Origin of the sequence: Streptomyces sannanensis (assembly GCF_039536205.1) — a bacterium.
In the GTDB taxonomy this organism is placed as follows: domain Bacteria; phylum Actinomycetota; class Actinomycetes; order Streptomycetales; family Streptomycetaceae; genus Streptomyces; species Streptomyces sannanensis.
On record NZ_BAAAYL010000001.1, the window covers coordinates 4694845 to 4718125 of the forward strand.

Annotated in this window: 21 protein-coding genes; 12 read left to right on the forward strand and 9 right to left on the reverse strand. The window is 70.9% G+C overall.

Annotation, left to right across the window (positions count from 1 at the left end; all coding sequences use genetic code 11):
• Positions 1–19 precede the first annotated feature (19 nt).
• Together ABD858_RS22095 and ABD858_RS22100 are read left to right on the forward strand one after the other, a co-directional pair.
• Complete coding sequence (locus tag ABD858_RS22095) at positions 20–238, forward strand: MbtH family protein (protein ID WP_345040305.1); 219 nt, start codon at positions 20–22, stop codon at positions 236–238.
• Positions 238–1002 carry a thioesterase II family protein gene (locus tag ABD858_RS22100; RefSeq protein ID WP_345040307.1) on the forward strand — a complete coding sequence of 255 codons (765 nt, stop codon included), beginning with the start codon at positions 238–240 and terminating at the stop codon, positions 1000–1002. Before ABD858_RS22095 ends, ABD858_RS22100 begins: the two co-directional genes overlap by 1 nt.
• A 66-nt stretch (positions 1003–1068) precedes the next feature.
• Here the strand turns inward: ABD858_RS22100 and ABD858_RS22105 are convergent, their stop codons facing one another.
• Positions 1069–1278, reverse strand: coding sequence for a hypothetical protein (locus ABD858_RS22105; protein ID WP_345040310.1), 210 nt, complete (start codon positions 1276–1278; stop codon positions 1069–1071).
• A gap of 109 nt (positions 1279–1387) precedes the next feature.
• On the opposite strand from ABD858_RS22105, the gene fabI reads away from it, so the two are divergent.
• Positions 1388–2179 (forward strand): enoyl-ACP reductase FabI, encoded by a 792-nt coding sequence (gene fabI / locus ABD858_RS22110; protein ID WP_345040312.1) that lies wholly within the window; start codon positions 1388–1390, stop codon positions 2177–2179.
• A gap of 273 nt (positions 2180–2452) precedes the next feature.
• Complete coding sequence (locus tag ABD858_RS22115) at positions 2453–3223, forward strand: 4'-phosphopantetheinyl transferase family protein (RefSeq protein ID WP_345040315.1); 771 nt, start codon at positions 2453–2455, stop codon at positions 3221–3223.
• Here the strand turns inward: ABD858_RS22115 and ABD858_RS22120 are convergent.
• The 5 genes from ABD858_RS22120 to ABD858_RS22140 all read right to left on the reverse strand — a co-directional run bounded on the left by ABD858_RS22120 (position 3213) and on the right by ABD858_RS22140 (position 10941).
• Positions 3213–5075, reverse strand: coding sequence for an AfsR/SARP family transcriptional regulator (locus ABD858_RS22120; protein ID WP_345040317.1), 1863 nt, complete (start codon positions 5073–5075; stop codon positions 3213–3215). The genes ABD858_RS22115 and ABD858_RS22120 overlap by 11 nt on opposite strands.
• Positions 5076–5248: 173 nt before the next feature.
• A complete protein-coding gene (locus tag ABD858_RS22125) occupies positions 5249–6061 on the reverse strand; it encodes an ABC transporter permease (RefSeq protein ID WP_345040319.1) in 813 nt (270 codons plus the stop codon).
• Entirely contained in the window at positions 6058–7071 is a 1014-nt protein-coding gene (locus tag ABD858_RS22130; protein ID WP_345040321.1) for an ATP-binding cassette domain-containing protein, read from the reverse strand. Before ABD858_RS22130 ends, ABD858_RS22125 begins: the two co-directional genes overlap by 4 nt.
• Positions 7072–7129: 58 nt before the next feature.
• Entirely contained in the window at positions 7130–9850 is a 2721-nt protein-coding gene (locus ABD858_RS22135) for a cation-translocating P-type ATPase (RefSeq protein WP_345040323.1), read from the reverse strand.
• A gap of 41 nt (positions 9851–9891) precedes the next feature.
• Positions 9892–10941 carry a polyphosphate kinase 2 family protein gene (locus ABD858_RS22140; RefSeq protein WP_345040326.1) on the reverse strand — a complete coding sequence of 350 codons (1050 nt, stop codon included), beginning with the start codon at positions 10939–10941 and terminating at the stop codon, positions 9892–9894.
• A 334-nt stretch (positions 10942–11275) separates the two neighbouring features.
• Here ABD858_RS22140 and ABD858_RS22145 point away from each other — a divergent pair, with 334 nt between their 5' ends.
• The 4 genes from ABD858_RS22145 (at position 11276) to ABD858_RS22160 (ending at position 16056) form a co-directional block, all read left to right on the forward strand.
• Positions 11276–12565: an esterase/lipase family protein gene (locus tag ABD858_RS22145; RefSeq protein WP_345040328.1), complete on the forward strand. Its 1290-nt coding sequence runs from the start codon at positions 11276–11278 to the stop codon at positions 12563–12565.
• A 10-nt stretch (positions 12566–12575) separates the two neighbouring features.
• Positions 12576–13601 carry an alpha/beta fold hydrolase gene (locus ABD858_RS22150; RefSeq protein ID WP_345040332.1) on the forward strand — a complete coding sequence of 342 codons (1026 nt, stop codon included), beginning with the start codon at positions 12576–12578 and terminating at the stop codon, positions 13599–13601.
• Positions 13598–15049, forward strand: a complete 1452-nt coding sequence (locus ABD858_RS22155) for a carboxylesterase/lipase family protein (protein ID WP_345040335.1) — start codon at positions 13598–13600, stop codon at positions 15047–15049. Before ABD858_RS22150 ends, ABD858_RS22155 begins: the two co-directional genes overlap by 4 nt.
• A gap of 110 nt (positions 15050–15159) precedes the next feature.
• On the forward strand, positions 15160–16056 hold the full coding sequence (locus ABD858_RS22160) for a hypothetical protein (RefSeq protein ID WP_345040337.1): 897 nt from the start codon (positions 15160–15162) through the stop codon (positions 16054–16056).
• 358 nt (positions 16057–16414) lie between these two features.
• On the opposite strand, the gene ABD858_RS22165 is transcribed toward ABD858_RS22160, so the two are convergent.
• The gene (locus tag ABD858_RS22165; RefSeq protein WP_345040340.1) at positions 16415–16690 is read right to left on the reverse strand and encodes a hypothetical protein; all 276 of its coding nucleotides are present in this window, start codon (positions 16688–16690) and stop codon (positions 16415–16417) included.
• A 138-nt stretch (positions 16691–16828) separates the two neighbouring features.
• Here ABD858_RS22165 and ABD858_RS22170 point away from each other — a divergent pair, with 138 nt between their 5' ends.
• A complete protein-coding gene (locus ABD858_RS22170) occupies positions 16829–19309 on the forward strand; it encodes a helicase-associated domain-containing protein (protein WP_345040342.1) in 2481 nt (826 codons plus the stop codon).
• Between the two features lie 77 nt (positions 19310–19386).
• Here ABD858_RS22170 and ABD858_RS22175 read toward each other — a convergent pair whose 3' ends face one another.
• Both ABD858_RS22175 and ABD858_RS22180 read right to left on the reverse strand, forming a co-directional pair.
• Positions 19387–19593: a DUF397 domain-containing protein gene (locus ABD858_RS22175; protein WP_345040344.1), complete on the reverse strand. Its 207-nt coding sequence runs from the start codon at positions 19591–19593 to the stop codon at positions 19387–19389.
• Positions 19590–20462 carry a helix-turn-helix domain-containing protein gene (locus ABD858_RS22180; protein ID WP_345040346.1) on the reverse strand — a complete coding sequence of 291 codons (873 nt, stop codon included), beginning with the start codon at positions 20460–20462 and terminating at the stop codon, positions 19590–19592. Before ABD858_RS22180 ends, ABD858_RS22175 begins: the two co-directional genes overlap by 4 nt.
• 181 nt (positions 20463–20643) lie before the next feature.
• On the opposite strand from ABD858_RS22180, the gene ABD858_RS22185 reads away from it, so the two are divergent.
• From ABD858_RS22185 to ABD858_RS22195, 3 genes are all read left to right on the forward strand, one after another.
• The gene (locus ABD858_RS22185; protein WP_345040348.1) at positions 20644–21264 is read left to right on the forward strand and encodes an ATP-binding protein; all 621 of its coding nucleotides are present in this window, start codon (positions 20644–20646) and stop codon (positions 21262–21264) included.
• Positions 21265–21305: 41 nt separating this feature from the next.
• Complete coding sequence (locus ABD858_RS22190; protein WP_345040350.1) at positions 21306–21899, forward strand: Uma2 family endonuclease; 594 nt, start codon at positions 21306–21308, stop codon at positions 21897–21899.
• Between the two features lie 225 nt (positions 21900–22124).
• Positions 22125–23255 (forward strand): HupE/UreJ family protein, encoded by a 1131-nt coding sequence (locus tag ABD858_RS22195; RefSeq protein WP_345040352.1) that lies wholly within the window; start codon positions 22125–22127, stop codon positions 23253–23255.
• Positions 23256–23281 lie beyond the last annotated feature (26 nt).

The window sequence follows — 23281 nt, forward strand, 5'->3', positions numbered from 1 at the left end:
AGAGGAAGAGGAAGAGGAAATGGTGAACCCCTTCGAGGACAACGACGGCACCTTCAGCGTCCTGGTCAACGCCGAGGGTCAGCACTCGCTGTGGCCGGCGTTCGCCGCCGTCCCGGCCGGCTGGGAGGTGGCGTTCGGTCCGGAGGGCCGGCAGGCGGCGCTGGACTACATCGAGCGCGAGTGGACCGACCTGCGGCCGAAGAGCCTGGTCGCCACGATGGCCGGGGCGAACGCCTGATGGCGGCCGTCGGCGTCGGCGACACGACCGCCCGGTGGACGCGCAACCGGCGCCCCAGGGCCGGGGCCGCCGTCAACCTGGTCTGCCTGCCGCACGCCGGCGGTTCGGCCGGTTTCTACCGCGGATGGCACGACCTGCTCCCCCGCGAGGTCGACTTCCACGCGGTGCAGTACCCCGGCCGTGAGGACCGGCTCACGGAAGCCTCGGTCGGCACCATGGCGGAGATGGCCGACGCGGTGACCGAGGCGATCCGGCCGTTGTTCGCCCGGGACGTGGTGCTCTTCGGCCACAGCATGGGCGCGGCGATCGCCTACGAGGTGGCGCGCCGTTGCGAGGCCGAAGGGCGCTTCCCCCGCCTGCTGCTGGTGTCGGGGCGCGGCGCCCCGCACCGGCAGCCGCCCGGCACCATGCACCAGGGCACCGATGACGAGATCGTCGCCCGACTCCGGGAGTTCTCCGCGACGAGCGGCGCCGCCCTGGACGATCCCGACCTCCGGGCACTCCTGCTGCCGATGATCCGGGCCGACTACCGGCTCGTGGAGACCTACCGGCTCGAGCGGCCCGAGCCCGTGCGCGCCCCGATCGCGGTGCTGCGCGGACGGGCCGACGACCGGGTCGACGAGGAGAGGGCCGAGGCCTGGAGCGAGCTCACCACCGCCGACTGCGAGCACCGTCTCTTCGACGGCGGCCACTTCTACCTCCAGCAGCACGAGACGCAGGTGGTCCGCACGGTCGCCGAACTGGTCGGGAAGGCGCTGCGCTGAAACACGGACGGCCGGTACCGGGCGCGGGTCCGCGCCGCGGCACCGGCCGCCGCTCGTCGTACGGCGTCACTTACGGCTCTTGCGGATCCGGTACGACGTGGTCAGCAGCAGGGAGCCGAGAACGATGAGCGCCACACTCGCGAGCGGCTGGTGGCCGGAAATCTGATTGACGATGAAGAAACTCTCCTCGGGGTCCTTTCCGGCCATTTTCTGGACGAGCGGGGAGACCCCCTGGAGCAGCAGAATCACCCCGACGATGTCAAGAGCCAGCAGCATTGTCTTCCCTCCCGGTGCGGCGTCGACGCAAAGCCGTCCGGGGCATCATACGGGCGATCGAAGGCTGCCGGGAACATTGTTCCGAATATAGATTCCGGAAAGGAAAAATATGGACCTGCTGAAGGGCAAGACGATACTTGTCACCGGCGTTCTCACCACCAGTTCCATCGCCTTTCACACGGCCCGCCTGGCACAGGAGCAGGGTGCCAGGGTGATCCTCACCGGATACGGCCGGCTCAGCCTCGTGGAACGCGTGGCGCGCAGACTGCCCGACACGGCCCCCGTCGTCGAGCTCGACGTCACCGACGCCGGACAGCTCGCCTCCCTGGCCGAGCGGCTCGGCGACCACACCGACCGCCTCGACGGCGTCCTCCACTCGGTCGCCAACGCCCCTGCCGGCGCGCTCGGCGGCAACTTCCTGACCACCGAGTGGGAGGACGTCGCCCACGCCGTCCGCGTCTCGACCTACTCGCTCCAGTCCCTGACCCGCGGCGTGCTGCCCCTGCTCGCGGAGCACAGCAGCGTGGTGGGGCTCGACTTCGACGCCTCACGTGCCTGGGCCGAGTACGACTGGATGGGCGTGGCCAAGGCCGGACTCGAGTCGTGCGCCCGCTATCTCGCCTCCTACCTCGGCAGCCGCGGCGTCAGAGTCAATCTGGTGGCCGCCGGACCGCTGCGCACCACGGCCGCCATCAACATCGGCTCGGAGGAAGGCTTCGAGGAGGCCACCGACTGGGGACGCCGGGCGCCGCTCGGCTGGGACGGTGACCGCTTCGACCCGGTCGCCCGCGCCTGCGTCGCGCTGCTCTCCGACTGGTTCCCGGCCACCACCGGCGAGATCGTCCATGTCGACGGCGGCGCCCACGCCATCGGAGACCGGCCCGGCAGCCCGCGCCTCTAGGACTGGGGCCGGAAGGTCTGCCGGGAAGCTCGCGGCTCCCCCGGCTGCCTCCCCCAGCCACCGCTGGGGGAGGCAGCCGGGGGAGCGTCGCGGGCCGGTGAACCTTTCGGTCACGGCACCGGCACACCGGATGACCCGCCCCGGCACGGCCCCCTGGACACCGGTACGTCCCGCCCCGTGGGCGGAAAACCCGTGTATAGCCCCCGTACAGCAGGGACGAGAAAGGTGTGTCGGGGCATGACCGGCCCGGCTGCGTAGATCGAGGGGGAGACTGTGACGACCACCTGGAGCGGCGGCCGGAGGGCCGCTTCCGCACCTGCCCTGGAAGCCGTGGAGCGGCTCCGGCGCAGCGGCGACGTACATGTGTGGAGCTGGCGCCTCGGGAGCACCCTCGAACCCGAGGACCTGCTGCTCGACGACGCCGAGCTGAGCCGGGTCCGGCGCTTCCACGACCAGGTGGACGCCGTCGCCGTGGCGCGCACCCGGGCCGGCGCCCGCCGCGCCGTCGGTGAACTCCTCGATGTCGCCCCGCAGGACGTCTCCCTGGGCCACCGGCCCTGTCCGGGGTGCGGCGACCGGGGGCACGGCCCGCCGGTGCTGTTCCGGCCGGCGCTGCCGCTCGCCGTCAGCCTGTCCCGCACCGACGGGTGCGGGCTGCTCGCGCTGTGCGCCGGCGACCGGGTGGGCATCGACATCGAGGCGGTGCGGCCGGTCGACGCCGAGGGCCTGGCGGGGGTCCTGCTCACCGAGCGGGAGCGCGAGCACGTGCTGGGCGTACCGGACGGCCCGGACCGGGCGCTGCGTCACTTCCGTTGCTGGACCCGGAAGGAAGCGGTGGTCAAGGCGGCCGGACACGGCCTGCTGGGTGCCGCGCTGACCACCCTGGAGGTACGGCCGGAAGAGCCCGGCCCGGTGCGCGTGGAGTACCGCCATCGGGGCCGCGCGTCCTGGTGGTCGGTGCAGGACGTGCCCCTCGACGGACCCTGGGCGGCCGCCGTCGCCCGCCCCGCCGGGCAGCCGGGCGGCCGGCTCGTCATGCGCTGAGCAGTTCGGTGCCGGTGCCGGTGCCGGTGCCGGTGGCGTCGGCGGCGGGGTTCCCGGCCCGCTGTTCCTGTGCGAACAGCCTGACGAGCGGCGCGAACCGGTAGACCAGCCGCCGGTCGGGGCTGACGCCCGCGATGTCGATCAGCCGGGCGTCGGCCAGCTCCTCCAGTGCCTCCTCGGCGCGCCGCTCGCTCCTGCGCAGCACCGGGACGGTCTGCGCCGCGGAGAACTCCGTCTCCGGCAGCAGCGTCAACTGCCCCAGCGTGTGCCTGGCTTCGGGGGAGAGTGCCGCATGGATGAACCGCAGGCTCGCGCGGACGTCGAGTGTGCCGTGGCGCAGCTCGTCCAGCCGGTGCTCGGCGGGTGCGAGCCGGGCCAGCAGGCCGGACACCTGCTGCTGGGGCCGGTCCGCCAGCCGCAGCCCGCAGATCCGCAGAGCGAGGGGCGAACGGTCGCACAGCTCCACCAGGGCCGCGGCCGCCGCCGGTTCCGCCGCGAGCCGTTCCCGTCCCGCCACCGCGGCCAGCAGGCCGAGCGATTCGGCGGTGCTGAGCGGATGCAGCCGGACCAGACGGACCCCCTCACCCGCGACGGTCGACATGAGGCTGGTCAGAATCGTGCGGCAACGCGTCCCGACGGGCAGCAGCGGGCGGACCTGCGCGCTGTTCACCGCGTTGTCCAGGACCACCAGAACCCGCCGGTCGGTGAGTACGCCGCGGTAGAGCCGGACGCACTCCTCGAGGGAGCGGGGCACTGCCTGCTCGGGTATGCCCAGGGTGTGCAGGAAGACCCGCAGCACCTCATGGGGGTCCCTCGGCGAGCCGTCCGGCCTGACCAGGTCCGCGTACAGCTGTCCGTCGGGGAACTGCGTACGGAGCAGATGAGCGGCACGTACGGCGAGCGCGGACTTGCCGCTCCCGGGCATGCCGGTGATGACGACCCGGCGGTGCCTGGCGGACTGCGACGCGGCCGAGGCGCCCCGCAGTTCGTACACCACCTCGGCGAGCGGCAGGGCGTGGCCGGTGAAGTCGGGGATGTCGGGTGGCAGCATCGCGGGGGCAGGGGTGCGCCGGGGCCGCACGAGTACGCTCCCCGGCTCGGCTCGCACGACGGCGGGCCCGGGGACGTCGCCGTCGAGCACCTGGCGGTGCACCTCGCGGAGCGTGGGGCCCGGATCGATGCCGAGTTCCTCGCGCAGGACGGTGCAGCCGTCGCGGTAGACGGCGAGTGCGTCGGCCTGGCGGGAACTGCGGTAGAGGGCGGTCATCAGCTGTGCGCGCAGCCGCTCGCTCAGCGGGTGCGCGGCGACCAGCCGGGTCAGCTCGGGAACCAGTTCGGTGTGCCGGCCGAGGGCGAGATCGGCCTCGATGCGGCACACCATGGTGGTCGACCAGGCCTCTCCCCACTGCGGGGTCTCCGCCTCGGCCAGGAATTCCGTGGCGTTGGCGAGCGGAGCGCCTCGCCACAGCTCCAGGGCCGCGGTGAGCAGGGTGCTCGCCTTCTCGAAGTGGCGGGCGTCCAGGGCCTCACGGCCGAGGCGGTCGAGACGGTCGTACTCGACGGCGTCGATCCAGGAGTCGCCGGCGTCGAGTGCGTAGCCGGGCTGGCGGCGGACGATGGTGATGCCGTCGCCCAGCTGCTTGCGGAGACGCGAGATATAGGTGTAGATCTGCGCGCTCATGGTGGCTGGGGGCTCCCAGCCCCACAGGAACTCGCTGAGCCGGCTGTCCGGGACCACCCGCCCTCCGGCGAGCAGGAGCGCGGCGAGCACTGTGTGGATCTTGGCCCCCGCGAGAGGCAACAGAATGCCGTCGCGGCGGGCCTCGACCGGGCCGAGAAGGCGGAACTCCATGGGGCACCCCGTTCACATCGAACTGATGTGCCGGACGCTAGCGAGGTTGCCTGTTCTCCAGTTATTGGCGCGATTTCGTCGCCCGGGCCTTCCGCGATAACGCGACGAAACCGCGATCCGGCCCCTCCCGTACGGCCGGAGAGGCCGGAACCGATCTCCGCCCGGGCGCCCGCTCAGCGGCCGGCGCGGCCGAACAGGGTGACCGCGGTGGGCACGGCGAGCAGGATGATCCCGGCCGCCCAGGCCACCGTCACCCCGATCGACCCGGTCGGCGCGCCACCGCCGTTGACCAGCGCCCGGCAGGCGTCCGCCAGATTCGACAGCGGATTGACCTCGGTGAACGACCGGAGCCAGCCCGGCATGGTGGACGTCGGCGCGAAGATGGAACTGCCGAACTGCAGCGGCAGCACCGCGACCATGCCCAGCCCCTGCACGGCCTGCGGGCTCTTCAGCGCCAGACCGAGCAGCACCGACACCCACAGCAGGGACATCCCGAACAGCATGGTCAGCCCCACCGCGGCGAGCAGCCCGAGCACTCCGCCCCGGACCTCCAGCCCCAGCAGGAAGGCCATACCCAGCAGCACCGCCGTGGATGCCGCCATTCGGCCCGTCTCCACGACCACCTTCGCCATGAGCACCGATCCGCGGCTGATGGGCAGCGTACGGAACCGGTCCATCACACCCGTCTTGAAGTCGGAGTTGACCCCGATGCCGGCGGTCATGGCGATGTTGATCGCCATCATCGACATCAGACCCGGCATCACATACTGGACGTAGTCCTCCTGGCTCCCCGCGACCGCGCCACCGAAGACGTACACGAACAGCACGGTGTAGATGACCGGCATCAGCACGATGTCGAACATCGAGTCCGGATCGGCCCGGATCTGCAGCAGATTCCGGCGGGTGAGCGCGCTGATGTGACCGAGTCCCGACCGCAGCCGCGTCATCGCCCCGGGGGCGGGCGCGGACACGATGGCGCCGCTCATGAGGGGACCACCTCCAGTTCCCGGATCTCCTCGGACTCGGCCGGCTTCCCCGTCAGGGTCAGGAACACCTCGTCCAGGCTGGGCAGATGTGTGTCGACACCGGAGAGCGGGAAGCCCCGCGTCCCCAACAGGCCGATGACCGCGGTCAGATGCTCGTCGCCGCGGACCGGCACCCTGAGCACACCGTCGTCCTCCTCCGTACCGCCGGCCTCCGCCGGGCCGAGCCCGGCCTCGGTCAGGGCGTCCGCCATCGCCGGCAGACTGTCCCGGTCCGCCGGGCGGATCCGCAGGGTGCTCCCCCCGACCTGGGCCTTCAGCTCCTCGACCGGCCCGTTCGCGATCACACGGCCGCGGTCGATGACGGTCAGCTCGTTCGCCAACTGCTCCGCCTCCTCCATGTACTGGGTGGTCAGCAGCACGGTCGTCCCGCTCTCGGTCATGCTCCTGACCTCGTCCCAGACCTCGTTGCGGGTGCGCGGGTCGAGCCCGGTCGTGGGCTCGTCGAGGAAGAGGACGGCCGGGCGTCCCATCACGCTCGCGGCCAGATCCAGCCTGCGCCGCATGCCCCCGGAGTACGTCGCGGCCGACCGCTCCGCGGCCCCGGTCAGCGAGAACCGCTCCAGCAGTTCATCGGCGCGCGCCCGGGCCTCCTTGCGGGACATGTCCAGCAGCCGGCCGATGAGGTAGAGGTTCTCCCGGCCGGACAGCTTCCCGTCGACCGAGGCGTACTGCCCGGTCAGCCCGATCACGCGGCGCAGCTGCCGTGGCTGGCTCACCACGTCGTAACCGCCGACCTCCGCGGTCCCCGCGTCGGGCCGTATCAATGTCGACAGAATCCGCACCAGCGTCGTCTTGCCGGCCCCGTTCGGGCCGAGCACGCCAAGGACGCTCCCGCGCCGTACGGCCAGATCCACCCCGTCGAGAGCGGTGACGCCCGACGGTCCGCCATAGCGCTTGACCAGTCCCTGAACGGTGACCGCCATGGTGTCCGTCCCCGGTGATGGTGTCATGAGCCGCAGTAGACAAAGACGGCCTATAGCAATCCAATATCGCCCGAGCGCCCCCGTCTCATCCGACGGCCCTCGCTCTGCGCGCCAGGAACTTGCCCAGCTCCCACAGCAGCAGGAGCGCGACGGCGGACAGCAGCGCCCAGCCGAACTGCCGGAGATCGATCTCGGTGGTACCGAGGACGCGGCGGAACCCGTCCATCTGGGTCACCAGCACCGCGAGCACGAACTGGGCCAGGGCCACCCAGTTCATCTGCTTGCTGTCGAACGTGTCCGTCGTCAGTACCGAGTCCGTCTCGCTGCGGCACTCGAACGCGGCCACGATCAGGCAGAGCGCGAAGGCGGTGAACGCCATCGAACTGCCGATCCTGACGCTGCCGAAGTGACTCCCGCCCAGTTTGATCAGCCCGAGCAGGACGACGGTGATGGCCAGCCCGCTCAGCCCGACCGTGACCATCACGGGCCGGGTCAGCACCGACTCGCCCCGAGGACGCGGCCTGCGCAGCATGAGTCCCGGGCTCTCCTTGTCGAAGCCGAGCGCGAAACCGAACGAGGCGTTGACCACGAAGTGGATCCACAGGACCTGCGGCGGGGTGAACGGTTCTCCGGCGGCGATGTTGAAGATCGTGGCGCCGAGGAAGGTGAGCACGAAGGTGACCAGCAGCAGGAGGACGAACCGGATGTACTTGGTGAGGTTGTCGTAGAGCTTCCTGCCCTCCTTCACCGAGTGGACGATCGTGGCGAAGTTGTCGTCGGAGAGGATCATCCGGCCGGCGTTCTTCGCCACGTCCGTGCCGCTGCCCATGGCGATACCGATGTCGGCGGCCTTGATGGCGGGTGCGTCGTTGACACCGTCGCCGGTCATCGCCACGACATCGCCCTTCTTCTTGAGCGTGTCGGCCAGCAGCACCTTGTGCTCCGGCGCGACACGCCCGACCACACCGATGTCGTCGATACGGTCGATCTGCTCGTGCTCCGGCAGCGCGGCGAAGTCGGCACCGAGGACGGCCTCACCGGGAATCCCCAACTGCCTGGCGATGGCGGCACCGGTGGTGACGTCGTCCCCGGTCACCATGCGGACCCGGATATGGGCGCTCTGGGCGCTCTCCACAGCGGCCTTGGACTCGGCGCGCGGCGGATCGACCATGCCGACCAGGCTGGTCATCTGCAGATCGGTGACCCAGGCCAGGAGATCACCGTCCGGATCGAAGCCGGCCGGGTCCAGATCCCGGACGGCCGCGGCCATCACCCGGCGCCCCTCACTGCCCATCCGCTCGGTCTGCTCCTGGGCACGCCGGTTCAGCTCGGCGTCCCACGGGACGCTCGTGCCCGCCGAGAGCGCCGTGGCGGCCCGGGCCATCACCGCCGGCGCCGCGCCCTTGACGAAACACCTCACCACCGGCCGGCCCGCGGCGTCCAGCGCCGAGTTGAAGGTGGCCATCAGCTTGTAGCTCGGGTCGAACGGCAGCGTGGCGAGCCGTGGCAGCCGCTCCCGGGTGGCCTCGATGTCCAGCCCTGCCTTGTGACCGAGCACCAGCAGCGCGCCCTCGGTGGGATCACCCACCACCTGGCCGTCCACCAGCTTCGCGTCACTAGCGACCACGTACGGGAGGATCGCGTCCTCGATGCCCGCGGACGTGCCCGCGGCGTGATGGACCCTTCCCTCGAGACCGTAGCCCGTGCCCGTGACGGTGTACCGGTCGGTGGGGCTCACCACCTCGACGGCGGTCATCTGGTTCATCGTCAGGGTGCCGGTCTTGTCGGAGTTGATCGCCGAGGTGAACGCCAGGGTCTCGACCGACGGCAGCTCCTTCACGATCGCGTTGCGCTTCGCCAGGTTGAGGCTGCCGACGGAGAGGATCGCCTGGGTCACCGTCGGCAGCGCCTCCGGGATGGCGGCGATGGCCAGGGAGACCGCACTGACGAACAGTACGTCCCAGGCCTGGTCTCGGCTGCGGCCCAGGGCGAACATCACGACCATGGTCAGGCCGGCCGCCGCCGTGATCCACAGCGTCAGGGTGTTGAGCTCCTTGGTGAGCGGCGGTTCCTCCTTGGCGGTGACAGCCAGCATCCCGGAGATCTTGCCGAGCTCCGTGTCCTCGCCCGTACCGGTGATGACGAGCACCCCGCTGCCATGCGTGACCGGGGTGTTCATGAACGCCATGTTCGTCCGGTCCCCGACCTCCAGCCGGCCGCCCGACAGCGTGGCGGTGTCCTTCGCGACGGGGACGCTCTCGCCGGTGAGCGCCGACTCGTCGATCTGCAGGGCGTTGGCCTGGATGATCCGTCCGTCCGCCGGGACCTGGTCCCCGGCGGCCAGGAGCACGATGTCCCCCACGACGAGCCGCTCGGCCGGGATCTCCGACTCGGTACCGTCGCGGCGCACCCGGGCCGTCGCCTTCATCATGGACTTCAGCGCGTTCATCGCGCTCTCGGCCTTGCCCTCCTGCCGCAGGCCGACGACCGCGTTCAGCAGCGTCAGCAGGATCAGCAGGATCGCGGTGCTCCACTCCCTGATCGCGAAAGAGACCGCCGCCGCGACCACGAGGACGATCTGCATATAGCTGCGGTACTGATCGAGGAACCGCCGCCAGGCCGCAGGCGGCTTCTCCTCGGGCAACGCGTTCGGGCCGTGCGCGGCCAGCAGTTCGGCCACCCGCGCCGCGGAGAGCCCGACCGCCGGATCCACACCGAACGCCGATGCGACGTCCTGCGGAGAACGCGCGTACCAGCCCGCCGGAGAAGGGGGCTGCTCTCCTGGGGGGTTCGGCTGCGCCGACATCGTCATCGCCTCCGATCCGGACCGGTCCGCTCCGGTCCGTCCTAGGTGTGCTTCTTCTTCGCCCGCCGCGCCGCGGCGAGCTTGCGCTTGCGCTTCGCCGACCGTCCGGCCCGGCCGGCGCCGTCGGCCTTCTTGCCGCCGGCCTTCTCGACGTCCGGATGCTCCGCCGCGTACGGGTCGGCCGGAGCCCCCTTGGGGGCCTCCTCCTCCAGCTCCCGCCTGGCGACGAGCAGATCCGTCCGGTCCTGCTCACTGACCGACGGGTACTGGGGGTCGATCTCCATCAGCGTGTGTGCGAGCACGGCCGCGGAACAGATCCGCGCGAACCACTTCCGGTCCGCCGGTACGACGTACCAGGGCGCCCACTCCGTGCTCGTGGCCGACAGCATCTCGGAGAACGCCTTCTGGTAGTCGTCCCACCGCCGGCGCTCCCGGACGTCCGCCGCCGAGAACTTCCAGTTCTTCTCGGGCAGGTCGATCCGCTTCATGAAGCGGGTGCGCTGCTCCTCCTTGGAGAGGTTCAGGAAGATCTTCACCACCTTGAAGCCGTTGTCGGTGAGATAGCGCTCCCAGTTGTTGATGTCCCGGTAGCGGCGGTCCCACAGATCGGCCCCCCGCACACGGCCGGGCAGCTTCTGCCGGTCGAGGAGTTCGGGGTGCACCCGTACGACGAGGACCTCCTCGTAGTGCGAGCGGTTGAAGATCGCGATCTCTCCGCGGGCAGGCAGCTTGTGGTCGTAGCGCCACAGGTAGTCGTGGTCGAGTTCCTCGGCGGAGGGCACCTTGAAGCTGCTGACGTGCACGCCCTGCGGATTCACCCCGCTCATGACATGGCGGATCGTCCCGTCCTTGCCCCCGGCGTCGAGCGCCTGGAGGCAGAACAGCACCCCGTAGGTGTTCTCGGCGGCCAGCCGCGCCTGGTACTCGGCCAGCAGCGCCACGCCGGACTTCAGCAGCTCGACGCCCTGCTTCTTCGTCAGGCCGCCCTTGTGGCGGGGGTCGAAGTCCTTGGCGAGGTCCACCCGCGACCCCGGCTTCACCCGCAGCGGCTTGATGAATTTCGCGATGCGTTCGGCCCTCTTGTCCGCCATCGCCGGCCAGCCCTTCTCTCCCGTCACGGCGAGCGCCGCGCGGCCCTGCCCGCCGTCACGTCGGCGGCCTGGCCGCCGAGCCGGGCTTACCGCCACGCTCCGCCGTGGAGAAGGCCACGTCAAACGCACCGCAGCCGTTCGCCTGACAGCACCGCGCGGCTCTCGGGCCCGGGCCGGTCCCGTTCAGCCGGCCTGGGCGCGTAATCCCGCGCGCGACCCATACGGACCGCTCCCCTTATGGGGCCCGCACACATGCCCTCCCCGGCCGTCCCTTGCCTAGCGTGTGCGCGCACCGGACATCGTGGCCGGGACATCGTGGACTAGGGGCAGGGACATGCGATACAGACGAAGTGGTGGGGGATGGTGGCGGCTGCTGCCCGCCCTCCTCCTGGCGGTGGTGGCCGGGCTGCCGGCCGCCGGCGGCACCGCGGCGGCCGCCGCGCCGCCTTCGTACCTCACCCTCGAGGCGAGCTACGGAGCCGGCACCGTCACCAACGGCTGGGAGAGCGTCGAGCGCTATCTCGACACCACCACCGGCTTCCGCACCGAGGGCTACCCGCCGGACGGCCGCGGCGACCAGGACGGCAAGCGCGTCACCTACTTCGGCGGCGTCTCCCGCCCGTCCTCGGGCCGTTTCCTGCTCTACTCCGCCCCCGGCTGGAACACCGGCACCCGCACCACGCCCGTCCTCCTCGTGCACGGCGCGAACGACACCGCGGACCGCGCCTGGGCCAACCCGGGCGAGTCGGGCGGCTACGGCTGCGGCGCCATGTCCTGCCCGTCCACCGGGCTGATGCAGTCCCTGTCCGCGCGCGGCCATCGCGTCTTCGCCGTCGGCTTCGCCCACAAGCAGGGCGACAACCTGATGCAGGCCCAGATCGTCGGCGACGCGATCGCCGTCATCAAGGCGAAGCTGGGCGTGAGCAAGGTCGATCTGGTCGGCTGGAGCAAGGGCCAGATGTCGACCCGCGCCTATGTCTCCTCCGTCAAGCCGAGCTGGGGCCGGGCCTACGCCGGTGACGTGCGCAAGCTGATCACACTCGGCGGCCCGAACGGCGGCTACGACTACCCGTACGCACACGGCTGGGCGCACGACTTCTCCATCTGGCCGGAGTGCGGAGGAAAGATCAACGCTCCCTCCCCGCACTCCCGTATGACCTGCTATGGCCTCTACACCGCACACCCCGAGTTCTCGATGACCCCCTCCGGCGGCTACGACAACTATCCCGGCCAGCGCCAGATGCTGGCCCGCTGGGACGGGGTGTACGGAGTCGACGGCGCCGCACAGGACTGGTACACGACGTACTACGGCGGCCAGGGCTTCTACACCGCGGGCACCGGAATCCAGGCCGCCATCGACGCCGGCTCGCTGATCGCGCCGCTGCACAGCGCCGGAGTACCCGCCTCCGTCACCACCTATCTGCTGGCCGGTGGATCCGCCGACATCTTCGGCATCTTCAACGAGAACCGCGGACCCAGCGACGGCGTCGTCTTCATCTCCAGCGCACTCGACACCACCGGCATCCCCACGGTCGGCGGCAAGGCCACCATCGCGACCGCAAACCACCTCGAGCTGGGCTGGCACAGCTCGGCCACCGCCCAGGTCGCCACCTGGCTCTCGTGAAGGACCTGACATGACCGCACTCCGTACCCGCCGCGTCTCCACCGAGCGGCTCACCCAGCAGATCACCGATGTCCGGGACGAGGGCGAACCGATCGTCTTCGTCCACGGCAACGTCTCGTCCTCCGCGTTCTGGCGCACCACCATGCTCGGCCTCCCGGACCGCTACCGCCCCATCGCCGTGGACCTGCGCGGCTTCGGCGGCACCGACCCGCTGCCGGTCGACGCGACACGCGGAGTGCGCGACTACACCGACGACCTCGCCGCGCTGCTGGACGCCCTCGAGGTGGACCGGGCCCACCTGGTGGGCTGGTCCATGGGCGGGGGAGTGGTCATGCAGTACCTGCGGGACCACCCGGCCGCGGTGCGCTCCCTGACCCTGGTCAACCCGGTCTCCCCGTACGGCTTCGGCGGTACGCAGGGACCGGACGGAACCCTCAACTCCGCCGACGGCGCCGGCTCGGGCGGCGGCGCGGCCAACCCGGAGTTCGTCGCCCTGCTCGCCAAGGGCGACCGCGGCGAGGACTCCCCGCTCTCGCCCCGCACTGTCCTCGCGACCTGCTATGTCAAGCCGCCGCTGCGCCCCGAGCACGAGGACGAGTACGTCGAGTCCATGCTCACCACACGCACCGGCGACGACCACTACCCCGGCGACAGCGTGCCCTCCCCGTCCTGGCCGGGCGTCGCGCCCGGCACACGCGGGGTGCTCAACTGCGTCGCTCCCACCCATTTCCGTCTCGACGACCTGCACCTGATCGACCCCAAGCCGCCGGTGCTGTGGGTGCGCGGCGAGGATGACGTCATCGTCTCCGACACCTCGATGTTCGACCTGGCGCATCTGGGCTCGATCGGCGCGGTGCCGGGCTGGGACGGGACCCCTGCCCAGCCGATGGTGGCGCAGACACGTCATGTCCTGGACCGCTACGCTGCGGCCGGCGGCTCGGTACGCGAGGTCGCGGTGTCCGGCGCGGGACACTCCGTCCACCTTGAACGTCCCGAGGAGTTCGGCGCGGCACTGATGGAGGTCCTGAACGCATGACGGTGTGCAGTACTCGCCAGGGCGACGTCCGGGGACGTCTCTCCCCGGACGGGGTGGCGTCCTTCCTCGGCATCCCGTACGCCGCGCCGCCCTTCGGCGCCCGGCGCTTCCGGGCGCCGGCCCCGCCCGAGCCGTGGACGGGCGCACGCGACGCAACGGCCTACGGCCCGACCGCGCCCCACCCCCCCTACGCGCCGCCCTTCGACGTCCTCATCCCGGAGGAGGTCATCCCTGGCGAGGACTGCCTGAACCTCAACATCTGGACCCCGGCCCCCGGGCCGGGGTCCGGCCTGCCGGTCATGGTGTGGCTGCACGGCGGGGCGTTCTCCAACGGCTCGGGCTCGGCCTCGGCGTACGACGGCAGCGCCTTCGCCCGTGACGGGGTCGTCTGCGTGACGCTCAACTACCGCCTGGGGACGGATGGTTTCGCCCACCTTCCCGGAGTCCCCGACAACCGAGGCCTGCTCGACCAGATCGCCGCCCTCCGCTGGATCCAGGACAACATCGCCGACTTCGGCGGCGATCCGGAGCAGGTGACGGTCTTCGGCGAGTCGGCGGGCGCGATGAGCATCGGAGTGCTGCTGGCCACCGAAGGGGCGCGCGGCCTCTTCCGCCGGGCGATCCTGCAGAGCGGCGCCTGCCACCACTTCCTGCGCCCGCCCTCGGCCGCCCGGATCACGGCCCGCCTGGCGGAGAAGCTCGGCATCGACCCGACCCCGGAGGCCTTCGCCGAGGTCCCCCTGCCGGAACTCCTCACGGCCCAGGCGGAGTTGCGCGCCGAGGTCAACGCCCGCCCGGACCCGGCACTGTGGGGCGAGGCGGTGCTGAACATCATGCCGTTCGAACCGGTCCAGCCCGCCCTGTCCCTCCCCGGCCCGGACTGCGGCGTCGACCTCCTCATCGGCAGCAACCGCGAGGAGTACCGCTTCTTCCTGGTCCCGACGGAGCGGCTGGAAGTCTTCCCCGAAGCCCGCCTCCACGCGATGGCCACGGCCTACGGCCTGGACCCGGCCAAGGCGCTCCCGGTCTACCGAGGCACCCGCCCCGGAGCCACTCCGGGCGAGCTCCTGGACGCGGTCGCGACGGACTGGTTCTACCGCATCCCGGCCATCCGCCTCGCCGAGTCGGTCCCGGGCTCGTACATGTACGAATTCGCCTGGCGCTCCCCGCAGTTCGCCAGCCGCCTCGGCGCCTGCCATGCCCTGGATCTGCCCTTCGTCTTCGACCGCCTCGACGACCCGTCGTACGCCCCGATGCTCGGCGCCCACCCGCCCCAGACGGTGGCGGACGCGATGCACGGAGCGTGGGTGGCCTTCGCGAAGACGGGCGACCCGGGCTGGCCGGCGTACGACAGGTCCAGCCGCACAACGATGACCTTCGACGTCGACCCGGCCCCGGAGCACGACCCTCGCGCGGACGAACGGCTCCTCTGGGAGGGCGTGCGGTAGGCGCCTTCGCCCGAGCCCGGCACCGTCAACACATTCATTAACCGGACTCGTCAGAGTGAAGATATGCCGATGGCATGTGCGTCGTTCGATGCCTGGATAGCGTCCCGGCCATGGTCACCTCCCCTCACGAGGCATCGCACCGGATCTTTCAGGACCGCCCGGAGCTGCTGGCCCCGGTCTTCCGCATCCTGGGCGTTCCGCTCCCCGTACCTGCGGCGGTGGAGGTGCTGACACCGGACGCCACGGAGATCCGGCCACTGGAACGCCGGGTCGACAGTGTGCTGCGCGTCCGGTCGGCGACAGGCGGGGCGGGCGGCTTCCTGCTGGCCATCGAGGCCCAGGGGCGACGGGACTTGGCGAAGCCGACCAGCTGGGCGTACTACCTCGCCCATCTCGGCGCGAAGTACGACTGCCCGGTGCTGCTCCTCGTCACCTGCCAGGACCAGGCCACCGCCCGGTGGGCGGCCGGCCCGTTCAACCTCGGGCCGGACGGCTGGCGGACCGCGCTTGCCGTGCACCCACTTGTCCTGGGCCCCGAGAACGTCCCGGTGATCAAGGATGCTGAGCGTGCGTCGCGAGATGTGGCCCTGGCTGCTTTCTCGGCGATCACGCACGGGAAGGATCCCGATGTTGCCGTCATACTGGAAGCGCTCGCGTCCGCGCTCGGATCCGCGGACAGCGAGTCCGCCGAGTACTTCACTGAACTGCTGGAGATCGGCCTGGGAGACGGCCCGGCCCGGACCATCTGGAGGAGCTTGATGAGCGTGGGTACCTTTTTCCCCGGTCGCGGCACCATCGTCGAGGAGTCGTACCTCAAGGGAGTGGCGGAGGGCCGGGCCGAAGAACGCTCGCTGATGGTCCTGCGCGTTCTGGAGAAACGGCAGATTTCCACGTCGGCGAGTGCACGCGAGCGGATCACCGGATGCACCGACCCCGAGGTCCTTGACAGGTGGCTGGACCGCGCCTTCAGCGTGACCGAAGCCGAGGACGTGTTCGACGAGGAGTGAACTCATTCGCTGGTCTGACCAGTTGACCACTCGCGGTTTGCCCTTCGCGGTCGCACCGGCATGATGTTCGAGTCGAGATTGCCGACGGAGCGGGCGGGGTCATGCGTGTACGAACCGTATGGAGACTTGCGGGCAGCCTCGCCCTTCTGGCGTTTCTCCTCGCACTGTTCCACTTCTTCATTTCGAGCCTGCCTCTGTGGTGGGCGGTCATGATGTGGGCCGCCCCGCACATGCTTCAGTTGATCAGATCCCGGGCGCTTCAGCGTTCGGACCGAGCCTGAGTGATCGGCTCAGCCGCACGCACAGTCGGCGGAGTCTTAATGACCGAGTCAAGGAGGCTCTGCGGGCTTCGGGGCGTTCAGAGATCTCTGCTGGCGGCCTCGAGGCCGTCCATGACTCGGTTGTGGAACTCGCGCTCGGCCTGGCGGCAGGGGGCGGCGAAGAACACGCGTTGAGCCTCGGGAAGACCGCAGCCCAAGAGGCGCATGGTGACGAGCACGGCATCGACTCCGTGGCAGCCGTGGTCCTTCAACCACTGCTGCAGCGCGTCGGTTTCACGGGCTGCTTCCCAGACGGGTCGAGCTGATTCGAGCATGGCTGCGATGCGGGCTGATCGCTCTGGTCCGACGCTCACTGGCTTTACCTCCCTGCTCGGCCGCAGGTTACCGGTGGAGTCAGCGGGATGTTGCGGCCGCCTGGACGGCACGAGCCGATACGCGCCCGCGCTCCGGTTCACCCGTGCGGGGTGCCCGCGCCGCACTAGGCTGGGCGCGTGAACGCGCGTACCGCCCTTGAGAAATGGCTCGGCACCCTGGACCAGGAGAGGCTCACCGCTCTGCTGGAGGAGCGGGACCTGCCGCTCGCTGCCGAGTATCAGCGGATCACCACGTTCCGCGAGCTCGCCGAGCACCTCCTCACCGACGCGTCCGTGGCCCGGGGCCTGATGGCCGGTACCGCCGGCGAGCTGGAACTGCTCGCCTCCATCGCCGCCCTGGCCCTGGAACGGCACGGCCCTGTCGCGGGCGGCGAGGCCGAGGACGGACCGCGCTATCCGTGGCAGCACCAACGGCCCATGGCCGCGGTGGAGCCGGCCCAGCGGCTGGTTGCCGAGAAGGACGTGCTGGGCTGGTTCGCACCGGGCGAGAAGCGACGGCAGGCCGAGGCGGCGCTGGCGCGGCTGCGCGAGCGGGCGCTGCTGCTGCCCGCGGCCAAGGGGAAGTTGGCCCTGCCGCCCCTGCTCCACGTGCGAGCCGCCGGGTTCGACGGCTACGGGCGCACCGCCGGCCGGCTTCTGACAGCCGGGTACAACGCCCCCGAGGTCAAGCGGATCGCCGAAACGCTCTTCGGGGAGGGCGCGGCCCGCACCCGTGACCAGGCGCAGGAACTGATCACCGGCCTGCTCGCCGACCCCGCACGGGTACGGGCCCTGGTGGCCGGGGCACCGCCCCGAGCGCAGGAACTGCTGGACCACCTGGTGCCCGGGCCGCCGCTGCTGCGCACCCACTGCTTCGTCAGCCGGTACGGGGAGCAGTACGGCGGCACCGACTCCAAGTACCTCTTCCGCGGCGGCGGCAGCGGCGACGAGGGCACCGACTGGCTGGCGGCGCGCGGCTTGCTCATCCCGGCCGGCCTGGACCTGGCGGAGCTGCCGTACGAGGTGGCCCGCGCCCTCCGGCCGGAGGGCGCGGTGCCCTGCCCCCGCCTGGAACCGGAACCGCTCACCGCCACCGCGCCGCTGCCGGCCGGCTGGAACGGCCAGGGCAGCACGGCCGCCGCGGCGGCCTCCTGGCGGGCGGAGCTGGTGCTGCGAGCGCTCGCCGCGCAGCCGGTGGCGATCCGCAAAGCGGGCGGAATCGCCGTACGCGACACCCGGCGGCTGGCCAAGGAGGCCGGGGCGAGCGAGGACGACACCCGGCTGTGGCTGGACCTCGCGGTCAACGCCGGTCTCGCCGCACCCCAGGACGAGGCGCCGGCCCCTGCCGCGCGTGGGAGGCGCCGCCAGAACGCCCCCAAGCCCGCCGCCCGGCTGCTGCCGAGCAGCCGCTACGACGCCTGGGCCGCCGCCCCAGCCGCGGGCAAACTGCTGCCGCTGCTGGCCGCCTGGGCGGTGGTGCCCGAGGTACTCAGCCACTGGCCCGACCCCGACGAGACCCCGGTCGCGCTCATCTCCCCGCAAGACGAGGACGCCGTCGCCCTGCGTACCGGCGTACTCCGCGCCCTCGCCACCCTCCCCGAGGGGCGCGGCCTGACCACCGATCCACGCGGCTACGCGGAACTCCTGGACCGGGCCGCCTGGTGCCGGCCGACCCTGCGCGGCCTCCTGGCCGGCGACGGGACCGGAGCACTGATCGGCGGGGACGACCTGACCGGCCGTCTCATGGCCACCCTGGACGAGGCCGCGATGCTCGGACTGGTGGCCCATGGCGCGCTCACCGCCACGGGGCGGGCCCTGTGCGGGTTGCTGGAGGCGGGAGCCGCCCATCACTACCCGGCCGTGCCCGGCGCGGGAGCCGACCCGGCCGCCCGCGGCGCCGAGGGCCTGGGCGAGGACCTGTCCGCACGCCCCGCGCTGGCCGCGGCCGTGACCGCCCTGCGCGAGGCCCTGTACTCCACCCTGCCCACCCCGAGCACCACGGCCCGCTTCCAGAGCGACCTGACCGCCACCGTCACCGGAGCCCCTGCGCCCGGCCTGGCCGAACTGCTCTCCGCCGTCGGCGACATCGAGTCCGAGGGCCATGCGGTGGTCTGGCGGATCAGCGCCGCCTCGGTACGGCGTGCCCTGGACGCCGGCTGGAGCGCCGACGAACTCGTCGGCCGCCTGACCGAGGTGAGCGAACGTGACACCCCACTGCCCCAGCCTCTCAGCTACACCATCAAGGACACCGCCCGCACCCACGGACAGCTCCGGGTCGTTCGCTCCGCCTGCTGCATCCGCTCCGACGACACGGGCCTGATCGCCGAGGTGGCCCACGCTCGCGGCCTGGCCAAACTCCGCCTGCGCCGGATCGCACCCACCGTCCTGATCTCCACAGCCCCGCCCGAGGAGACCCTCACCGCCCTGCGCGCGGCCGGCTACGCCCCCACCCAGGAGGCGGAAACCGGGACCACCATCGTTGACCGGACCCCCACCGAGCGCGCCGACAGCCTCCCGCCCACCCTGGACCAGGCCCACTCCCTGTACGGCGAACCCGTCCGGGGCGTCCCCGCCAGCGCCCACGCGCTGGCCGCCGCGCTGGTCACCACCACGGGTTGAACAGAACACCACGGCGACCCTTGAGTGGGCCCGCGGGGTGGCGGGTTGGCGGAGACGATCCGGCCGCGCCGGTCCGTTCAGCCCAGGTGCGTGATGAACGCGTTCCAGGCACGCGGGCCGAAGACGATCACGGGGCCGGTGGGGCGCTTGCTGTCCCGCACGGGGATGAGGCCGGGGACGTTGTCGGCGACCTCGACGCAATCACCCTGGCCCCCGCTGTAGCTGCTCGTGCGCCATAGTGCCGTGGTGCAGTGGGTGGTCGAGTTGTGGACGTCGTCGCTCATGTTCTGTGCTCCTTGGCAACTTGCTCGATCAGCGCGAGTGACTCCGTAGGCGCCAATGCTGCCATGCGCGCGTCGTCGAAGAGGGCCTGGTAGCAGGCGACTTCCTGCTCTCGCTCTATCCAGATGTTGCCAGTCGGGGCCTCGGTCAGAACGAGGTCGAGTGATGCGAGCTGGGGGAAACTCAGCAGCACGTAAGGGCCGAGCATGCCGGAATGAGCGCCGCGCTTGAAAGGAACCACCTGAAGCGTGATGTTCGGTCGCTCAGCAACCGCCAGCAGATGTTCCAGTTGTGCACGCATGACTTCCGGCCCGCCGACCTGCTGATGCAAGACCCCCTCCGAGAGGACCGCCCAGAACTTGATCGGCTCCTCACCGCCAAGCCGCTCTTGCCGGGCGAGCCGAACCTGAACGAACCGCTCGATCTCCTCGGCTGTCTGCCAGGTACGCGACGCAACGGTTACGGCGCGTCCATATTCAGGAGTCTGGAGAAGCCCCGGCACGAGCTGCATCTGGTAGGTGCGGATGCTGTCGCAGATCGCCTCCATCTCGATCTGGTCGCGGTAGGCGTCGCTGAGGACTGACGCGTACTCATGCCACCACCCTTCGCGCCGCCGGCGGTTGGCCCGCTGGGCGAGAGCCGTGAGCCGCTCCTTGGTCTCAGGGTCGATCACGCCGTATGCCTGCATGAGCACGGCGAGGTCGGGGCTACGCACCGGAACGTGGCCGTTCTCCATGCGGCTGATCTTTCCCTTGGTGCAGTCCAGAAGGTCGGCCGCGGCCGCGGTCGTGAGGCCGGCAGCTTCCCGTGATCGCCTGAGTTCGTCGCCGAGTTGGCGACCCAGCACGGTGGATGGCTTCACGTTTGGCATGCCCAACTCTCTACCAGTGGGCGGGCCTTGGCGTGCGGGTATTACCCGATTGGGTGAATCGAGAGTCAGATATGCATTCAACGTTGCTCCATTAGCCGTTTCCCGGGCAATCTCCTGGTGTCAGCAGTCTCAAGCGGCCCCCGCTGGGGTTGCCCACGATTCCGATCACATGGGAGCTGTCATGGCTGCACTGATCGACGTCTCGTTCCGCCTCTCCCGCCGCCCTCGCAGCGTCCCCCGGGCCCGCGCGGCCCTGCACGCCGTACTCGCGGACTGGAGTGCGGGGGACGACCTGCTCCACACCGCCGAGCTCGTCCTCTCCGAGCTGGTCACCAACGCCCTGCGTGTACGCGCACCCAACGACCGCCAAATCGGCGTACGCATCGCCTACTCGGCGACCGGCGGCATGCTCCGCCTGGAAGTGAGCGACGCCGGGTCCGGTCGGCCCGAGCTGCGGCGACCCGAGGCGGACGAGACCGAAGGGCGCGGCCTCTGGATCGTTGAGGCGCTGAGCCTCCGGTGGGGCGTCAGCCCGCGCGCGGGCGGGATCGGCAAGACCGTGTGGTCCGAGCTGAAGGCGCCCGCCCTCACTCCCGCCCGCGCGACCAGGGAGATCGCGGCTGTCGCCGTGCAGGCAGGGCAGTCCGTACGGGCACGGGGAGACTGGCGCACGGTCCGACACGTACGCACGGAACGGCAGGCGTCCGGCGGCCTGACAGTCGTATTGGGGCTCGACGAAGGCCCGCCGCTGCGCGTGCCGGCCGGGGAACCGCTGGCGGTCCGGGACCCGGCCGTACAGTGAGCAGTGCCACGATCGGTCCCCGCAGGCCAGGAGGAGCCCCCGTGACCGGCTCCGCCCATCACCCCATCCCCGTCCGGCGCGGGCACCTGCGTGACGCCGCCGAGAAGATCGAGCAGGCCACCGGCATGCGCGTGGAAATCATCGGAGGAACGCTCGTGATGTCTCCGAGCCCCAGCGGCAAGCGTGCCGGGATCGTGATCGACCTGCGCGACGCCATCCGCCCCGGCCTCGCCGCCGAGCACGAGGCGTACGAGAACGTATCGGTCCCGATGCCCGGTGATCCGGACGACTACGCGACCCCGGACCTCACCATCGGGCCGCGCGCGTTCAAGGAGGAGGACGGCTGGCTGCTGGACGCCGACGCGGTTGTGCTGGCCGTCGAGGTGATCTCGCCCAACGAGCGCTTGAAGGGGATCAACGAGAAGACCGCCTGGTACGCCGCCGCGCGCGTCCCCCGGCTCCTCCAGATCGATCCGCGCACCGGCACCTGGTCACTGTTCACCCGCCCCGGAGAGGGTGAGTACAGGGGCGTGATCCACGGCAAGTACGGCGAATCCGTACCGCTCCCCGGAGAACTCGGCGGGGACCTGCCCACCTCCGGTCTCCCCGTCTACGGCAGCCGCCCGGTCCCGTGACGACTGGCACCCCGGTGCTGTTGGAGCCGGGCATGGCTCCACTGGCCCCTACGGTACCGGCGGACAATGCCCGGCTTTCGACGCCCAGAAACCGGCTTGCGGCTGGTGGGTGACCGGCAGTGGAAGGGTCGGTGAAACCGGGTCATCTCCCATTGCCGGGTGTGGTGCGAGCACTACAGGGTTGGGGCCGATCACCGTTCCCCCCCACCACGGAAGTGCTCGACTGTGCGTCTGCTGACGTTTCTCGCCACCCTTATTGCCGTTCTCTTCGTCGCCCCTCCGGCGCAGGCACACGTCCGTGAGACCTCGGTTACGGTCGACCTGCGCGGCCAGCGCGACGGCGTCGCGGCTGTCGTAGACATGGAGTACGACGTCCTCGCCCGGCTGCTGAGCCTCGACGGTGTCCTGAGCCCGGACGCGGTCGGCGTGGACGGCGCGGCCGCCGAGGTGCCGACCGGGGTGCGGCGCAGTTCGCTGGACGCGCACGCGAGCGACGTGGCGGCGTACGTCGGCGAGCGGCTGCGGCTGAGCCGAGGCTCGATCGGGTGCACTGCTGCGGACGGTGCCCGCGTCGAACTCGCCGACTCCGGCGCGGCGCAGGTCGCGCTCGCCTACGACTGCCCGGTGTCCGGGGCGCTCACCGTCCGCAGTGACATCTTCCGCCCCTCCGACGGCGTCATCGACGGCACCACCACGAAGGTGGTCTACGACATCGACGGCAGCCGCGGTTCGACGCTGCTCGACACCGCCCGCACCAGCGTCACGGTGGGGCACACCGATCTGCTCAGTGAGATCCCGCGGTTCGTCAAGCTCGGGGCAGAGCACCTGTACTTCGGGCTCGACCATGTGCTGTTCCTGCTGGCGCTGCTGCTGGGCGCGAAGCGGCTGCGCGACGTCGTCGGGGTCGTCACGGCCTTCACGGTCGCGCACTCGTTGACCCTGGTGCCGGCCGCGATCGGCTGGGTCAGCGTGCCCGCGTGGTTCGTCGAGCCGCTCATCGCGCTGTCGATCGCGTTCGTCGCGCTCGACAACCTGCTCTCGACGAGGACGAAGCACCGGCTGCCCGTGGTCTTCGGCTTCGGGCTGCTGCACGGGCTGGGCTTCGCGGGCTCGCTCAGTGTCGACGGGCCGCTGTCGGTTTCGATGCTGGCCGACCTGGTCGCCTTCAACGTCGGCATCGAACTCGCCCAGTTGACGATTATCGCGCTCGCCTTCCCGGTGCTGCTGTTCCTGCGCAGGGCCGCGACCACGCCGGTCGCCGCTCGCGCCCTCAAGCTCGGCACCGTCGCGGCGACCGTCTTCGTCGCAGGTGCCGGTCTGGTCTGGTTCGTCGAACGTTCCCCGCTCCTGACCTGACACCCACCCACCCGCACTCTCAAGGA

Excerpts from the sequence above, each read along its gene's own strand:
- ABD858_RS22095 (WP_345040305.1), top strand. The coding sequence starts at position 20 with ATGGTGAACCCCTTCGAGGACAACGACGGCACCTTCAGCGTCCTGGTC.
- ABD858_RS22100 (WP_345040307.1), top strand. The coding sequence starts at position 238 with ATGGCGGCCGTCGGCGTCGGCGACACGACCGCCCGGTGGACGCGCAAC.
- ABD858_RS22105 (WP_345040310.1), bottom strand. The coding sequence starts at position 1,278 with ATGCTGCTGGCTCTTGACATCGTCGGGGTGATTCTGCTGCTCCAGGGG.
- fabI (WP_345040312.1), top strand. The coding sequence starts at position 1,388 with ATGGACCTGCTGAAGGGCAAGACGATACTTGTCACCGGCGTTCTCACC.
- ABD858_RS22120 (WP_345040317.1), bottom strand. The coding sequence starts at position 5,075 with ATGGAGTTCCGCCTTCTCGGCCCGGTCGAGGCCCGCCGCGACGGCATT.
- ABD858_RS22125 (WP_345040319.1), bottom strand. The coding sequence starts at position 6,061 with ATGAGCGGCGCCATCGTGTCCGCGCCCGCCCCCGGGGCGATGACGCGG.
- ABD858_RS22130 (WP_345040321.1), bottom strand. The coding sequence starts at position 7,071 with ATGACACCATCACCGGGGACGGACACCATGGCGGTCACCGTTCAGGGA.
- ABD858_RS22135 (WP_345040323.1), bottom strand. The coding sequence starts at position 9,850 with ATGTCGGCGCAGCCGAACCCCCCAGGAGAGCAGCCCCCTTCTCCGGCG.
- ABD858_RS22140 (WP_345040326.1), bottom strand. The coding sequence starts at position 10,941 with ATGGCGGACAAGAGGGCCGAACGCATCGCGAAATTCATCAAGCCGCTG.
- ABD858_RS22145 (WP_345040328.1), top strand. The coding sequence starts at position 11,276 with ATGCGATACAGACGAAGTGGTGGGGGATGGTGGCGGCTGCTGCCCGCC.
- ABD858_RS22150 (WP_345040332.1), top strand. The coding sequence starts at position 12,576 with ATGACCGCACTCCGTACCCGCCGCGTCTCCACCGAGCGGCTCACCCAG.
- ABD858_RS22155 (WP_345040335.1), top strand. The coding sequence starts at position 13,598 with ATGACGGTGTGCAGTACTCGCCAGGGCGACGTCCGGGGACGTCTCTCC.
- ABD858_RS22160 (WP_345040337.1), top strand. The coding sequence starts at position 15,160 with ATGGTCACCTCCCCTCACGAGGCATCGCACCGGATCTTTCAGGACCGC.
- ABD858_RS22175 (WP_345040344.1), bottom strand. The coding sequence starts at position 19,593 with ATGAGCGACGACGTCCACAACTCGACCACCCACTGCACCACGGCACTA.
- ABD858_RS22180 (WP_345040346.1), bottom strand. The coding sequence starts at position 20,462 with ATGCCAAACGTGAAGCCATCCACCGTGCTGGGTCGCCAACTCGGCGAC.
- ABD858_RS22185 (WP_345040348.1), top strand. The coding sequence starts at position 20,644 with ATGGCTGCACTGATCGACGTCTCGTTCCGCCTCTCCCGCCGCCCTCGC.